11 protein-coding genes are annotated in these 13,018 nt (G+C 71.1%); 7 read left to right on the forward strand and 4 right to left on the reverse strand.

What is annotated here, in order from left to right:
• Positions 1-55: 55 nt before the first annotated feature.
• Positions 56-2,785: a helix-turn-helix transcriptional regulator gene (locus O1R50_RS16890; protein WP_270111292.1), complete on the forward strand. Its 2,730-nt coding sequence runs from the start codon at positions 56-58 to the stop codon at positions 2,783-2,785.
• A gap of 251 nt (positions 2,786-3,036) precedes the next feature.
• On the opposite strand, the gene O1R50_RS16895 is transcribed toward O1R50_RS16890, so the two are convergent.
• A complete protein-coding gene (locus O1R50_RS16895) occupies positions 3,037-3,804 on the reverse strand; it encodes an alpha/beta fold hydrolase (RefSeq protein WP_270111293.1) in 768 nt (255 codons plus the stop codon).
• Between the two features lie 60 nt (positions 3,805-3,864).
• Here O1R50_RS16895 and O1R50_RS16900 point away from each other — a divergent pair, with 60 nt between their 5' ends.
• Complete coding sequence (locus O1R50_RS16900; RefSeq protein ID WP_270111294.1) at positions 3,865-4,242, forward strand: MerR family transcriptional regulator; 378 nt, start codon at positions 3,865-3,867, stop codon at positions 4,240-4,242.
• A gap of 24 nt (positions 4,243-4,266) precedes the next feature.
• Here the strand turns inward: O1R50_RS16900 and O1R50_RS16905 are convergent, their stop codons facing one another.
• Both O1R50_RS16905 and radA read right to left on the reverse strand, forming a co-directional pair.
• On the reverse strand, positions 4,267-4,728 hold the full coding sequence (locus O1R50_RS16905) for a GNAT family N-acetyltransferase (protein ID WP_408612730.1): 462 nt from the start codon (positions 4,726-4,728) through the stop codon (positions 4,267-4,269).
• A 213-nt stretch (positions 4,729-4,941) separates the two neighbouring features.
• Entirely contained in the window at positions 4,942-6,351 is a 1,410-nt protein-coding gene (radA, locus tag O1R50_RS16910; protein ID WP_270111296.1) for a DNA repair protein RadA, read from the reverse strand.
• A 340-nt stretch (positions 6,352-6,691) separates the two neighbouring features.
• Between radA and O1R50_RS16915 the strand changes: the two genes are divergently transcribed.
• From O1R50_RS16915 to O1R50_RS16930, 4 genes are all read left to right on the forward strand, one after another.
• Complete coding sequence (locus tag O1R50_RS16915; RefSeq protein WP_270111298.1) at positions 6,692-7,558, forward strand: HAD family hydrolase; 867 nt, start codon at positions 6,692-6,694, stop codon at positions 7,556-7,558.
• A 34-nt stretch (positions 7,559-7,592) separates the two neighbouring features.
• Complete coding sequence (locus tag O1R50_RS16920; RefSeq protein WP_270111299.1) at positions 7,593-8,612, forward strand: LacI family DNA-binding transcriptional regulator; 1,020 nt, start codon at positions 7,593-7,595, stop codon at positions 8,610-8,612.
• Between the two features lie 529 nt (positions 8,613-9,141).
• On the forward strand, positions 9,142-9,501 hold the full coding sequence (locus tag O1R50_RS16925; RefSeq protein WP_208497819.1) for an ArsR/SmtB family transcription factor: 360 nt from the start codon (positions 9,142-9,144) through the stop codon (positions 9,499-9,501).
• 149 nt (positions 9,502-9,650) lie between these two features.
• Positions 9,651-10,493, forward strand: coding sequence for a hypothetical protein (locus tag O1R50_RS16930; RefSeq protein WP_270111301.1), 843 nt, complete (start codon positions 9,651-9,653; stop codon positions 10,491-10,493).
• Between the two features lie 4 nt (positions 10,494-10,497).
• On the opposite strand, the gene O1R50_RS16935 is transcribed toward O1R50_RS16930, so the two are convergent.
• The gene (locus O1R50_RS16935) at positions 10,498-11,655 is read right to left on the reverse strand and encodes a hypothetical protein (protein WP_270111304.1); all 1,158 of its coding nucleotides are present in this window, start codon (positions 11,653-11,655) and stop codon (positions 10,498-10,500) included.
• Positions 11,656-11,871: 216 nt separating this feature from the next.
• Between O1R50_RS16935 and O1R50_RS16940 the strand changes: the two genes are divergently transcribed.
• On the forward strand, positions 11,872-12,621 hold the full coding sequence (locus tag O1R50_RS16940; RefSeq protein WP_270111305.1) for a DedA family protein: 750 nt from the start codon (positions 11,872-11,874) through the stop codon (positions 12,619-12,621).
• Positions 12,622-13,018 lie beyond the last annotated feature (397 nt).

The raw sequence follows: 13,018 nt of genomic DNA on the forward strand, positions 1-13,018 counted from the left end.
CTAGGACCCGGTCCGGGGCCCTGGCGCCGCGCGAATGCGCCGGTACCGTTGAACCGTGCTGTACGGACGCGACACCGAGACCGCCGCCCTCGCCGACCGCTTGGCCGCCGCCCGCGAGGGCCGAGGTTCGGCCCTCGTCGTGCGCGGTGAAGCCGGCATCGGCAAATCGAGCCTGGTCGCCGCCACCGCCGAGAACGCCGCCGACGTCACCGTGCTGCGCTGCACCGGCGTCGAATCCGAGCACGCCTGGTCCTTCGCCGGCCTCCAAGCGCTCCTCCTGCCCCTGGCCGGGCACCTCGAGGCCATCCCCGAGCACCACGCGTGCGTCCTCTCCCGCACCCTCGGCCTCGACCCCGCCCCCGAGAAGGAAGCGCCGCCCGGGGACCTGCGCTTCACCGTCGGCCTCGCCGCCCTCAGCCTCCTCACCGAAGCCGCCGGGCACCGGCCTGTGCTCTGCATCGTCGAAGACGCCCACTGGCTCGACCCCGACTCCGCCGACGTCCTGCTCTTCATCGCCAAACGCCTTGCAGCCGAGGCGGCCCTGATGATCTTCACCGTCCGCGAAGGCTACGCTCCCGACTTCCCCACCCCCGGTCTCGACGAACTCCGCCTCGGCCCGCTCGACGACGCCGCCGCCGCGTCGCTCCTCGCCGAGCGCCTCGGCGGCCACACCCACGCCGACAGGGGCCGGATCCTGCACTCAGCCGAAGGCAACCCCCTCGCGCTCCTGGAACTGCCGCTTGTGGAATCCGACACGCGCCTCGCCGCCGACTGGACCGGGCGGCGCTCCACCACCAGCCGCCTCAAGCAGGTCTTCGGCGACCGCATCGACCGCCTCCCCGAACCCACCCGCACCCTCCTCCTCGTCATCGCCGCCGACGACACCGCCGACACCGGTCTCGTCCTCGACGTCGCCGCGAAGCTCGGCGCCCAGCTCACCGACCTCGCCCCCGCCGAAGCCGACGACCTCGTGCGCTTCCACGGCGACCGCTTCACCTTCGGCCACCCCCTCATCCGCACCGCCGCCTACCAGGGCGCGCCGGTCTTCCGGCGCCTCGAGGCCCACCGCGTGTACACCGAGATCATGGGCGCCGACGACCACCGCCGCGTCCTCCACCTCGCCGCCGCCGCGACCGGACCGGACGAAGCCGTCGCCGCCGCCCTCGAAGCCGCCGCCGACTGCGGCTCCACCTGCGGCGGGCACGGCTACGAGTACACGGTGTTCGAACGCGCCGCCGCGTTCACCCCGGACCCGCGCGAACGGGGCCGCAGGCTCCTGCGCGCCGCCGAAGCCGCCGTCGCGGCGGGCAACGGCCCCAAGGCCCGCGCCCTGTCCATCCAGATCGGACGGATCACCGAGGACCGCGCGATCCTCGCCCGCGCCACCCTCATGGCCGCGATGGTCGCCGCCTGGGACAACGACATCCGCGAGTCCTACCGGCTCTACATGGAGGCCGCCGACCACTACGTCGCCGCCGACATCACCTCCACGGGCTATCCGCTGTTCCGCGCGGTCGAACTCGCCTGGCAGGCAGGGGACTTCTCCCGCGCGGAGGTCGCCGCCGAATACGCCGAGCGCCTCGGCATCGACCACTCCCCGTGGGTGCGGGACCTCGCGAAGGCCACTGCCGGGCTCAACCGCTCCTGCACCGTCACCGTCGCGGAGGCGGTCGCCGCACTCCGGAACCTGATCGACATCCACCTCGGCTTCGGCGAATCCGTCTCCCCCGAGAACCGCGCGATGGTCGCCTGGTGGCAGACCCTCATCGGCGACATCGACGCCGCCGAGCAGACCGCTTCCGGCACGGTGCACGCGGCCCGCACCACCGGGGCGGCCGGAGCCCTCCCGAGAGCGCTCACGCTCAACGCGATCACCGAGTTCCACAGGGGCCGTTGGAAGGACGCCGAAGCGCTCGCCTGGAACGCCGTCGAGTTCTCGATCGAGCTCGGGCAGCGGATCGGGCCCGTCAAGGCCCGCGCCCACGTGCTCGCCCCGATCGCGGCCCTGCGCGGCGAGGAGGAACGCGTGCGCGAACTCGTGGAGGACGCGCATGCCGGTTCACCGGGCGACACGGTCGTCGCCATCGACAACGCGCTCGCCCTCCTCGACATCGCGCTGGGGCGCAACGAGGAAGCGCTCGACCGCTTCATGATGCAACTCGAGTCCAGCGCGCCCGGCGAAGCGCTCGACTGGGTGCCGTTCGCCGTCGAGGCGGCGGTGCGCGCGGGCGAACCGGAGCGGGTCGCGGGCGCGTTCGACTGGTTCACGCAGTGGGCCGAGGCGAGCGGGCAGCCGCATCTGATGGCTCAGGTCGAACGCTGCCGGGGCCTGCTCGCGGACGAGCAGGAGGCCGGGGCGCACTACCAGCGCGCCGCCGAACTGCACAAGGAGACCGACGCGCTGTTCCCGTTCGAGTCCGCGCGCACCGACCTCGTCTTCGGCGAATGGCTGCGCCGGGCCCGGCGCGTCAACGAGGCGAAGACCCGGTTGCGTTCGGCCGCAGCGGTGTTCGAGCGGCTCGGGGCCGAGCCGTGGAGCGAGCGTGTGCGCAGGGAGCTGCGCGCCGCCGGCGACGCGGGCCCTATCGAGGCCGCTCCCGACCTCGCCGGCAAGCTCACTCCGCAAGAGCTGCAAGTGGTCCGGCTCGCCGCGGCCGGTCTCAGCAACCGCGAGATCGGCGAGCAGCTCTACCTGAGCCCGCGGACGGCCGGATACCACCTGTACAAGGCCTATCCGAAGCTCGGCGTGGCCTCACGGAACGACCTGGCCAAGCTCGGCCTGTAGTCGAGCGCCGCCGGTCAGACGGTCGGAGTCCTGTCCGGGATCGCGACAGGCAGGGTCCGCCGGGCCGGCCCTGCGCGGCGCGCCGAGTACCGGCCCCCTCCGGCTACGACTACGGCGGCGCTTCCGGGCGCGGTACCGGGGGCAGGATCCGACGCTTCACGGGGCCTCTTGGCTGGAGATCTCCGCCCAGATCGTCGGCATCCTCGGTCTCGTCGCCGCTGTGATCGCCCTGGTCATGAATTGAACGGGCGTCAGAGGCCGTGGCGCTCAAGGAAGTCCAGGACCAGCCCGTGCCAGGCGTCCGGCTGCTCGGCCATGAACACGTGCCCGGCCTTGACCTCCGCGTACTCGGCGCCCGCGATGCGCTCGGCCAGGAACCGGTGGTTGGCCGGATCGACCAGGAGATCCTCGCTCGCGCTGATCGCCAGGGTCGGGACGGCGATGCCGGGCAGGTCGGCGGTCGTGTCGACCGTCCCGATCAGGGCCGCCTGCGCGGCCGTGCCGCCGGGAATCGACGCCGCGATCTGCTCGACCGTAGCGGCGACGTCGGCGGCGGGCATGCCGTTCACGAAGTCCGCGCTGAACGCCGATCCGAGCACGAAGCGCGCGAACGACTCCCGGTCGCCCGCGGCGAGCAGCGAGCGCCACAGGTCGAGGGCGAGCCGCAGCCGGTTGTCGGCGCGGGCGATCCCGGCCGCGAGGATGAGCCCGCTGACGCGTTCGGGGTGGCGGGCGGCCGCTCGCACCGCGACGGCGGTGCCGAGTGAGAACCCGATGATCGTGAACCGCTCGGTCGCGGCCGCTTCGACCAGCGCGTCGGCGAGCGAGTCGAGCTCGAGCACGGTGTCGTCGGCCGGGTAGGAGGACGCGGTGACCGTGTGGCCTTGGGCGAGCAGCGGAATGAGCGGCCCGAAGTTGGAGTCGATGCGGCCGCCTCCGCCGTGGGCGAGGACGATGCCGGGGCCGGAGCCGTGGATCTCGGTGGTGAGCGCGGGGCGCTGCGAGGAAATGTTCGTCATGGCTGCGACGTTATGGCTTCACATCAGTGTGAAGGCCACACGCTTGTGCCGGAGGTCACGATGTTGATCGGAGAGCTGTCGCGCCGCACCGGAGTCAGCACCCGCCTGCTGCGCTACTACGAGGAGCAGCAGCTGCTCCTGCCCGGACGGGACTCGCACGGCTACCGCAGCTATCCCGAGGACGCTCCCGCGCGGGTCGAGCAGATCAGGGAACTGCTCGAAGCGGGCGTGTCGACCCGCGAGATCCGCCATCTCATCCCGTGCCACACCAAGGACGGCATGCGCCACTGCGACCACTCGGCGACGGTCATGCGCGGCGCCCTCGAACGCCTCAACGACCAGATCGCCGACCTCAACCGCAAACGCGGCCTGCTCGCGAACCAGGCTGAAGCCGTGGTCGAACGCCCCTACGACCCGGTCGGCCCGCGCCCTGCGTGAACGCACCGACGGCGGACGGCGAGCTCAGCCCTGCGGCGGCGGCGCGTCGTAGCGGACGGTGCCTTCCTCCGCGCCGGGACCGGCCGGTGTGAATCCGGCCTTCTCCAGCACCCGGACCGAGGCGGGGTTCGACGGCTCCACATGCGCGAAGACCGCCCTGACCTCCGGTGCGGTGAACGCGTGAGCCGTCAGCGCCAGCACCGCTTCCGAGGCGTAGCCGCGGCCGCGCCGCGAAGGCGCGACGCCGTACCCGAGCTCCACCGCGCCGTCGGAAGGCGGCCAGAACAGGCCGAGTGAACCGACGACCAGGCCGCTCTCGCGCTCCACGATCAGACGGTGCCCGAAGGGCCCCAGCCATTCCGGCTCCGCCGCGATCAGCGGGGCGATCACCTTGTCGCCCTCGTCGGGGAAGCCCTCGGCCCAATCGTCCAAGCGCCCGCCCTCGGTCACGACGGCCGCCTCGGCGGCCGTCCACACGCGAAGCATGAGGCGTTCGGTGCGCAGATCGGGCACGGCCGCAGCAGAATCAGAAGCTGTCACAAGTCTCACCGTAGGCTGGTGCGACCGCGGCGGGCAACCGCATTGAAGGCACCCCGGAAACGCGCGGAATCCTTCATCATGGGCCCCCGAAACATCAAGGGTGACCGGAGGGTCCGACAAAACGAGCCCGAATCGGTCACCCCGGAGGCGAGCCTCGCATCAGCCGCGGCGCGCCCAGGTGCGCGCCGCCGCCTGCTTCGCGTCGTTGATCGTCTCGACCTCCACGACCTCGATGCCGCGGTGGCGCTCCGCGACCGATCCCTTCGGGACGATCGCCGTTTTGAACCCCAGCCGGGCCGCCTCGCTGATGCGCCGGTCGGCGTTCACCGTGCGCCGCACCTGGCCGGTCAGGCTCACCTCGCCGATCGCCACCAGGTCCGCGCTCACCGCGATCTCCTGCTCCGCGCTCACCAGCGCCAGCGCGAGCGCGAGATCCGAGGCGGGCTCGCGCACCCTGATGCCGCCGATCGTCGTCGCGTACACCTCGCGGTCGAGCAGCCGCATCCCGCTGCGGCGGGTGAGTACCGCGAGCACCATGTTCAGCCGGGCCTGGTCGAGCCCCGACACGGTGTGCCGGGGGATCGCGCCGTCCTTCACCGACTTCCCCAGGAGCGCTTGCACTTCGACGGGCACGGCCCGGCGGCCCTCCATCGTCACGGTCACGCAGGTGCCCGGCGTGGGCTCGGTCGGCGCGTCGTCGAGGAACAGCCCCGAGGGGTCGGCGAGGGAGACGATGCCGTCCTCGGTCATCTCGAAGCACCCCACTTCGTCGGCCGGTCCGAAGCGGTTCTTGACGCCGCGCAGCAGCCGCAGCATCGAGTGCCGGTCGCCTTCGAAGTGGACGACGGTGTCGACCAGGTGCTCCAGGGCGCGCGGCCCGGCGATGCCGCCGTCCTTCGTCACGTGCCCGACGAGGATCACGGCCATGTTGCGCGACTTGGCCTCCGCGGTGATGGCGCTCGCGACGGCCTTGACCTGGGTGACGCCGCCGGGGACGCCGTCGGTGTCGGGGGCGATGACGGTCTGCACCGAGTCGAGGATGAGCAGCGAGGGCTTGACGTCCTCGACGTGGCCGAGGACGGCGCCGAGGTCGGTCTCGGCGGCGAGGTAGAGCTCCTCGGAGAGGCAGCCGGTGCGGTCGGCGCGGCGGCGGACCTGCGCGGCCGACTCCTCGCCGGTGGCGACGAGCGCCTTGCCGTACCCGGCTTCACCGAACCGGTGGGCCACTTCGAGCAGCAGCGTCGACTTGCCGACGCCGGGTTCGCCGGAGATGAGGGTCACGCCGCCGGGGACGAGGCCGCCGCCCATGACGCGGTCGAATTCGCCGATGCCGGTGGGGAGGCTCGCCGCCTGGGCGGCCGAGACGGTGCCGATGCGCATCGCGGGCTTGGCGGGCCGCCGCGCCGAGGGGACGGCCGAGCCGATGCCGGCGCCGCCGCTCTGGCGGGGCGGGGCCGCGGTCTCCTCCATCGACCCCCATTCGCCGCAGTCGGGGCACTGCCCGACCCACTTGGGGACCCGGACACCGCATGCGCCGCACGCGTAGGCGATTCGCTGGCTCTTCGACATGGCGCCAGCCTACGTTCCAGGCCCGACACGGCCGTGTCCGAACCTGCCGTCGTGCCTTGCGATCACGGCCTTTCACCGGTCTGACCTGCCTCGACACCCGTGTTCGAACATGCCCGGCCGGGATTGTCGTACCCGTGTGTGGGAGGGTGTTCTCATTTCACTGGTTGTGGTGAAGGTGGGAATGGGCGGGTATCCCGGGGCGCCCGGTGCGGCGGCGGCCCGCCGCCCTCGGCCCCGCGACCCCGCCGCGAAACCACCCCTCCGAGTGGCCTAGGCGACAGCTTCTGCGGCGCGGGACAAGTGGTCGAAACGGGGTTGTCCGGCTGTTTAGACTTGCGGCATGAACGCAGCGGAGCCGATCAACGGCTCATCGGCACTCTCGCTCGAACCGGTCGCGGCACCGGGCCGCTCGCGCCCTGGCGCGGCCTTCTTCGACCTCGACAAGACGGTGATCGCCAAGGCCAGCAGCCTCGCCTTCTCCCGGCCGCTCTACCAGGGCGGGCTCCTCGCCCGCCGCGACGTCCTCAAAGTCGCCTACTCGCACCTCCTCTTCCGCCTCGGCGGCTCGGCCGACGAAGCGCAGATGGCGCGCACCCGCGACCAGATCGCGGCGCTCTCGCGCGGCTGGCCCGCCGAGGAGGTCCGGTCGATCGTCAACGAGACCCTCGAAGAGCTCATCGCCCCGTCCGTCTACGCCGAGGCGGCCGCCCTCATCGAAGCGCACCGCTCGGCGGGCAGAGCGGTCGTTCTCGTGAGCGCCTCCGGCGAGGAGATGGTCGCCCCCATCGGCCGGATGCTCGGCGCCACCGACGTCATCGCCTCCCGCATGAAGATCGGCGACGACGGCCGCTACACCGGGGAGATCGACTTCTACGCGGCCGGGCCCGCGAAGGCCGAGGCCGTCAGGGCGTTCGCCTCCGCGCGCGGCATCGACCTCGAGGCGTCCTTCGCCTACTCCGACTCGATCACCGACGAGCCGATGCTCCGCACGGTCGGCTACCCGCGCGCGGTCAACCCCGACCGCGGTCTGCGCCGCCTCGCCCAGGAGGAGGGCTGGCCGCAGCTGACGTTCAGGCGCCCCGTGGCCCTGCGCCAGCCCCTGTCGGGGCCGAATCCGCTCAAGGCCGCGGCCGTCGGCGTAGGCGTTGCGGCTGTTGCGTATGTGGTCTGGCGAGTGTGGAGGGAACGCCGTCTCAGGACCGCTTGAGCAGCGCTTTCCGCAGATGGGTAGCCTCAGCGAGATGGAACGCAAACAACCGGCCCGACTGGCCGATGTCGCCCGAGCCGCCGGCGTCTCGGTGGCCACCGCCTCTCGCGTGCTCAACGGCTCCCCCCACCGGGTGAGCGATCAGCTGAGCGAGCGGGTGCGCGAGGCGGCACGCCGGTTGCGATACGCCCCCAACGTCGGCGCGCAGGTCCTCGCCCGCGCGACCTCCCAGACCGTGGCCCTGCTCCTGCACGACGTGACCGACCCGTACTTCGCGCAGCTCGCCGGCGGCGTCCTCGCCGAGGCCGCCCGGCGCAACGTGCGCGTGCTCATCGCCGACACCGGCATCGACCCCGATTCGGAAGTGCAGCACCTGGATTCGCTGCGCGGCTACCGTCCGCGCGCGGTGATCGTCGCCGGTTCGCGGACCACCGACGAGGCCGCTGAGCAGCGCCTCTCCGAGCATCTTGCGGATCTGCTGGAACTGGGCGCCACTGTGGTCAGCGTAGGCCAGCCGGGCCTGCCCGGGCGGGTGGTGCGCCCGGCGAACCGCGAGGGCGCGGCCGCCCTGGCGCGGTTCCTCACCCAGCTGGGCCACCGCCGCTTCGCAGTGGTCGCCGGGCCCGAGCAGCTGCAGGTGGTGCGCGAGCGGCGCGAGGGCTTCCTCTCGGCGCTCCCCGAAGACGCCGAGGTGGCGCACGTGTCGGCCGAGTTCAGCCGCGACGGCGGCCACAAGGCCGGTCGGGCGCTCCTCGACGGTGCCGAGCTGCCGACCGCCGTGTTCGTGACGAGCGACGTGCAGGCCACGGGCCTGTGCACGGCACTGCGCGAAGGCGGCGTGAGCATCCCCGAGCAGGTCTCGGTGGCCGGATTCGACGACATCCCGATCGTGCGCGACCTCACCCCCTCGCTCACGACGGTGGCGCTCCCGCTGCACGACATGGGTGTGAAGGCCCTGGAAGCGGCCTTGGTCGAGGACGCCGACTATCCCGACGAGCTCATGGTCGACGCCGAGCTCATCGAGCGCTCCTCGACGGCCCGTCCGCGTTCCTGAGCCCCCGGAGCGAATGCGGGGTGGGGCCGATCGGCCCCGCCCTTCGCTTTGCCCCCGGATGTGTGCTTTCTCAAGCCCATGTAACGGTCTTGAAACACAAGATGCCCGCATGAGCGGCGGCTTCGCGCTACGCTCGGAATCAAGATGTTCTATATATTGGGACGTCGATCCGAAATAATCAGGTGAACCCGATCTCAATCTCGAGACGGCAACCGCTTAAATATTGGTAGATTTAGATATAACTCCAGGTAGTGCGACATTAACTGAATAGCCGCCGCTGTGGCCTGCAAACTGATCTTGTGTCAACGGTAGATCCGCTGGCGAGGCAGGCGTAATCTCGGCGGTGGATCCGTTCAGGGACTTGGTGCAGCCCGAGCGGGATCCGTAGGAACCGAAACCCTTTGCGAGCCGGAAGCGTCGTCGTTACCGCCCGGCCACACCGCGAGGGCATATTCAGGGTTGGAACTGGATTAATGGCAGTGCGGCCGAATCCGGTACCGACTGGAACCAATCCGGAAGGAACACGATCATGGTGCGAGTCACCGTCGAGGCCGAGACGCCCGTCTCGCCGGTCAGCGGCGAAACGCTTTCCAAATCCGACGCCGAACGAATCGCGGGTGTCCTCAAAGCACTCGCCGATCCGAACCGGCTCCAGCTCATCAGCCTCATCCAGGCCGCTCCCGAGCAAGAGGCCTGCGTGGCCGAGCTGACCGAGCCCCTCGGGCTCTCCCAGCCGACCGTCAGCCACCACCTGCGCATCCTGGCCGAGGCCGGGGTCGTCGAGCGCGACAAGCGCGGTGTGTGGGCGTACTTCCGCCTCGTCCCCGAGACGATGCGGATCGTCGCCGACCTGCTGACCCCGCCGAAGCGCCGCCCGCGGCGCCGCTGAAGGGGCACCGGGCCGTACGCGAGCACCCCGGCCGCAGGCCGGGATGCGGTGCGCGCCTGCGCTACTGGCGCGCGACAACCGACTGTCCGGAAGCGATAACTGAAAAACGCGATCTCGACTGCGTTTGCTTCACGTCATACACTCGTCACATGACCGGTGTGCATCGCAGACGAGGGCGCCTCTCGAAAGAGGGCCGCCGCCTCCTCGGCGGGCTCGCGCTGCTCGCCGTCTTCACCCCGGTCACCGCCTACACCCTCAACGCCGCCATCGCCCACGTCCAGTCCTGCGGGACGGAAGTGGAGCTCCACGTCGCCGCCGCCCCCGAGATGGCCGCGGCGCTCGAGGACTTCGTCGCCGCCGGCGGCGGGGCGCCCTCCCGCGGCTCGGACGTGTGCGCCGACATCACCGTCGAAGCCGTCAGCGGCAACGCCGTCGCCGAGACCGGCGCGGACGTGTGGGTCCCCGAGACCGCCCTCTGGCGCAACCTTCCCGACGCCGGCTTGGCGGAGCAGTGGGAGGTCCTCCAGGAGTCGACCGCCAGCGCCGCAGTCGGCCTGGCCCTGCCCGCGGGCGAGAGCACCGACCAGGTGCTCCCCGACGAGGCCGACGTCGCGCTCCAGGATCCGCGGCAGCACGCCCCGAGTCTGATGTGGATCATCATGTTCGGGGTCGACGAGCACACCGTCGAAGGCGGGGACGGCCCGGCCGTGATGTCCGCCCCGGAGGTCCTGGCCGCCGGGAACCCCGACCTGCAAGCTCCCGCGGGCGCGGCGCAGGTCGGGCAGTTCGAGTACCCGATGCTGGCTCGCGCCGACCTGGGCGAGGACGAGCGCGAGGCGGCGCAGAACCTGCTGCGCTCCTACAAGGGCGCGTCCTACGGTGAGGTGCTGGCCGAGCACGCGCTCGGCTCGGCGACGTCGCAGTCCGCGCCGACGTCGACGGAGGTCATCGCGGCGGCGCTCCAGAGCTGGGACGTCCGCGAGGACGCCTGAGCCGTTATTCGGCGGCTTTCGCCAGGGCCTGGCTGAGCACGTCGTTGAAGACGTTCCAGCCTTCTTCTTCGCGCTCGGAGGCGATGTCGGCGGTGGCCCAGGCCTGGAAGGTGCCGTGGGCGTCGGTCACGAAGACGCTCAGCGAGCCGCGCCAGCGCCCGTAGACCTGGTTGCGCTCGGCGAAGGCGATGTCGCCGTCCATCTCCTCGAGCGGCTGGTAGGGGAGGGCTTCGCGCATGATCTTGCGGGCGGCGCGGGGGCAGTCGCCGTCGCAGGGGAGCCAGCCGACGGTGATCTCGGATTCGCCGTCGTCGGCGGTGCAGACCGCGGTCGCGCCGTCTTCGGCGCAGTCGAATTCGCTGGGTACTTGGAAGGCGAAGGGCCAGTTGGCGGCCGCGAACGTCTCGGTGGCGGCGTCTTCGGGGAAGGCGCTGCCGCCGACGCGTTCGGCGGGGGCCTCCTCGTCCCATTGGGGCACTTCGTTGCCGGCGTCGCCTTCGGTGGGCTCGGCGGCGGGGGCCTGGGAGACGCCGTCGACGGCGGCGGTGTCCTGCGGTTCGGCCGAGCCGCCGGTGTCGCCGCCGCCGGGGCTCGAGAGGACGGCCCAGACGCCGACGACGAGGGCGAGGATGACCACGACGGAGCCGATCCCGATGAGGATCGGCTTCAGTTGCGAGGGTTTCTTGGGCGCGGCGATGATGACCACGGGCGGGGACATCGGCGGCGGGGAGGGCGGCCCGGAGACGCCCGCGGGCGAGGCGGGGGCGGCGGAGCGCTGGGCGGCGGCCATCTGGTGGGCGGCGCGCTGGGCCGCGGCGGCGGGTCCGACGGGGAGCGGGCCGGTGGCGGGGCCGAGGGCGAGGAGCCGGTCCATGATGCGGTCGGCGCCGCGGAGGCGGGCGTCGCGCAGGACGACGACGTAGGGCTGCTCGGCTTCGAGGTCGGCGACGAGGATCGGGGCGTCTTCGGGTCCGGCGGTGGCGTAGGCCCAGGCGACGGTGTCGGAGAGGAGGCCGCGGCGGGCGGGGTCCTTGGAGGAGGTGGTGCCGAGGGTGAGGATCTGCACGGGCCGGCCGTTCCCGTCGAGGCCTTCGCAGAGCTCGTAGGCGCCTTCGACGCGCGCGGTCGTGACATCGGTGTACGGCCCGACCGTGCGACTCATCGAAGCCCCCTCAAGCTGCGGATCCGCGTTGCGCTGATCTGGCCGTCACGGGATGTGCGAGCCGTAGGAAGCGCGGAATTATCACTAAGTATGGCCCGGCTCCGCACGCCTTGCGACACCTGGCCGAGGGCAGTCCGCCGAATGGCCGCGCGGGGCCGGCCGATCTCGGTCAGACGACCGAGGCGGGCGTGAATGCGAGCCGGTTACGCTGGCGGCGTGACCAACTTCCTCAGCCAAGGCCTGGCACTGGCCACCGCGTCGACTGAGATCCCCGAGGCGGAAGGGCAGGGCGACCTGATCCAGTGGGTCCTCGGCCTCATCGAGAATCTCGGCGAGGTCGGTGTGGGCCTGGCCCTCGCGATCGAGTCGGTGTTCCCTCCGATCCCGTCCGAGCTGATCCTGCCGGTGGCCGGATACCTCGCCTACGACAACAAGATGAACTTCTGGCTGGCGATGTTCTTCGCCGCGCTCGGCTCGATGGCGGGCGCGTACATCCTCTACTACGTCGGCTACGCGTTCGGGCGCGAGCGGACGCGGTGGATCTTCGAGAAGTTCCCGCTGCTGGAGCTCAAGGACTTCGAGCGCTCGGAGAAGGTGTTCGCCCGGTGGGGCGGCATTGCGGTGATGGCGGGGCGCTGCCTGCCGCTGGTGCGCAGCGCGATCTCGGTGCCGGCGGGGATCGAGAAGATGCCGTTCTGGAAGTTCACGGGCTACACCCTGGTCGGTTCGGTTATCTGGAACGGGATCTGGATCGGGCTGGGATTCTGGTTCGGTCCGACGATCAAGCCGGTGATCGAGGAGTACTCGGGGCTGCTGAGCAAGATCGTGGTCGCGGTCATCGGTCTGCTGTTCCTGTGGTTCATCGTCGCCCGCACGATCAAGATCATCCGCAACAAGCGCGGCGGCGGTGACGAGAACGGGAACGCGGGCCACTCGGACACGATGATCCTGCGCCGCGTGCAGTAGTCGCTTTTCACCCTTTCAGGTTGCGGCCCTTCGCTCTTGGCGATGCTTGCGAGCCAAGCGTCTGCTCAGTCGAGTGGAGGGCCGTCTCGCGTGCCACGCGGACATATGAGTCATCCGCGCATCTCGGGGATGCAATGTCGCAATGTTTTCGAATTTCTTCGCGTCTGGGCGTAACCGCTCCGAGGCCTCTCCAGTTAGTCAGTGTGGCCGCGTCACAGCGGCCGGGCCGCAGTGTCACCGGCCCAATGGACAGCGAGCGCGGTCCTCGACCCGCCGGCGATCCAGCCGGCAAGGTCGCGGCTGAGGTCCGCATTCGGCAGGAGCGAACGTCCCCGCGGCGACCGCGCTGCCTCGAGCCGCTGGTCAATCACTGACAATTCAGCGATCTTGCACCGCC

It is taken from the genome of Glycomyces luteolus (genome assembly GCF_027622875.1).
Lineage (GTDB): Bacteria > Actinomycetota > Actinomycetes > Mycobacteriales > Micromonosporaceae > Glycomyces > Glycomyces luteolus.

Bases quoted from the DNA above. Each gene is read 5' to 3' on its own strand.
- O1R50_RS16895 (WP_270111293.1), bottom strand. From the start codon at position 3,804: ATGACGAACATTTCCTCGCAGCGCCCCGCGCTCACCACCGAGATCCAC.
- O1R50_RS16900 (WP_270111294.1), top strand. From the start codon at position 3,865: ATGTTGATCGGAGAGCTGTCGCGCCGCACCGGAGTCAGCACCCGCCTG.
- O1R50_RS16905 (WP_408612730.1), bottom strand. From the start codon at position 4,728: ATGCTTCGCGTGTGGACGGCCGCCGAGGCGGCCGTCGTGACCGAGGGC.
- radA (WP_270111296.1), bottom strand. From the start codon at position 6,351: ATGTCGAAGAGCCAGCGAATCGCCTACGCGTGCGGCGCATGCGGTGTC.
- O1R50_RS16915 (WP_270111298.1), top strand. From the start codon at position 6,692: ATGAACGCAGCGGAGCCGATCAACGGCTCATCGGCACTCTCGCTCGAA.
- O1R50_RS16920 (WP_270111299.1), top strand. From the start codon at position 7,593: ATGGAACGCAAACAACCGGCCCGACTGGCCGATGTCGCCCGAGCCGCC.
- O1R50_RS16925 (WP_208497819.1), top strand. From the start codon at position 9,142: ATGGTGCGAGTCACCGTCGAGGCCGAGACGCCCGTCTCGCCGGTCAGC.
- O1R50_RS16930 (WP_270111301.1), top strand. From the start codon at position 9,651: ATGACCGGTGTGCATCGCAGACGAGGGCGCCTCTCGAAAGAGGGCCGC.
- O1R50_RS16935 (WP_270111304.1), bottom strand. From the start codon at position 11,655: ATGAGTCGCACGGTCGGGCCGTACACCGATGTCACGACCGCGCGCGTC.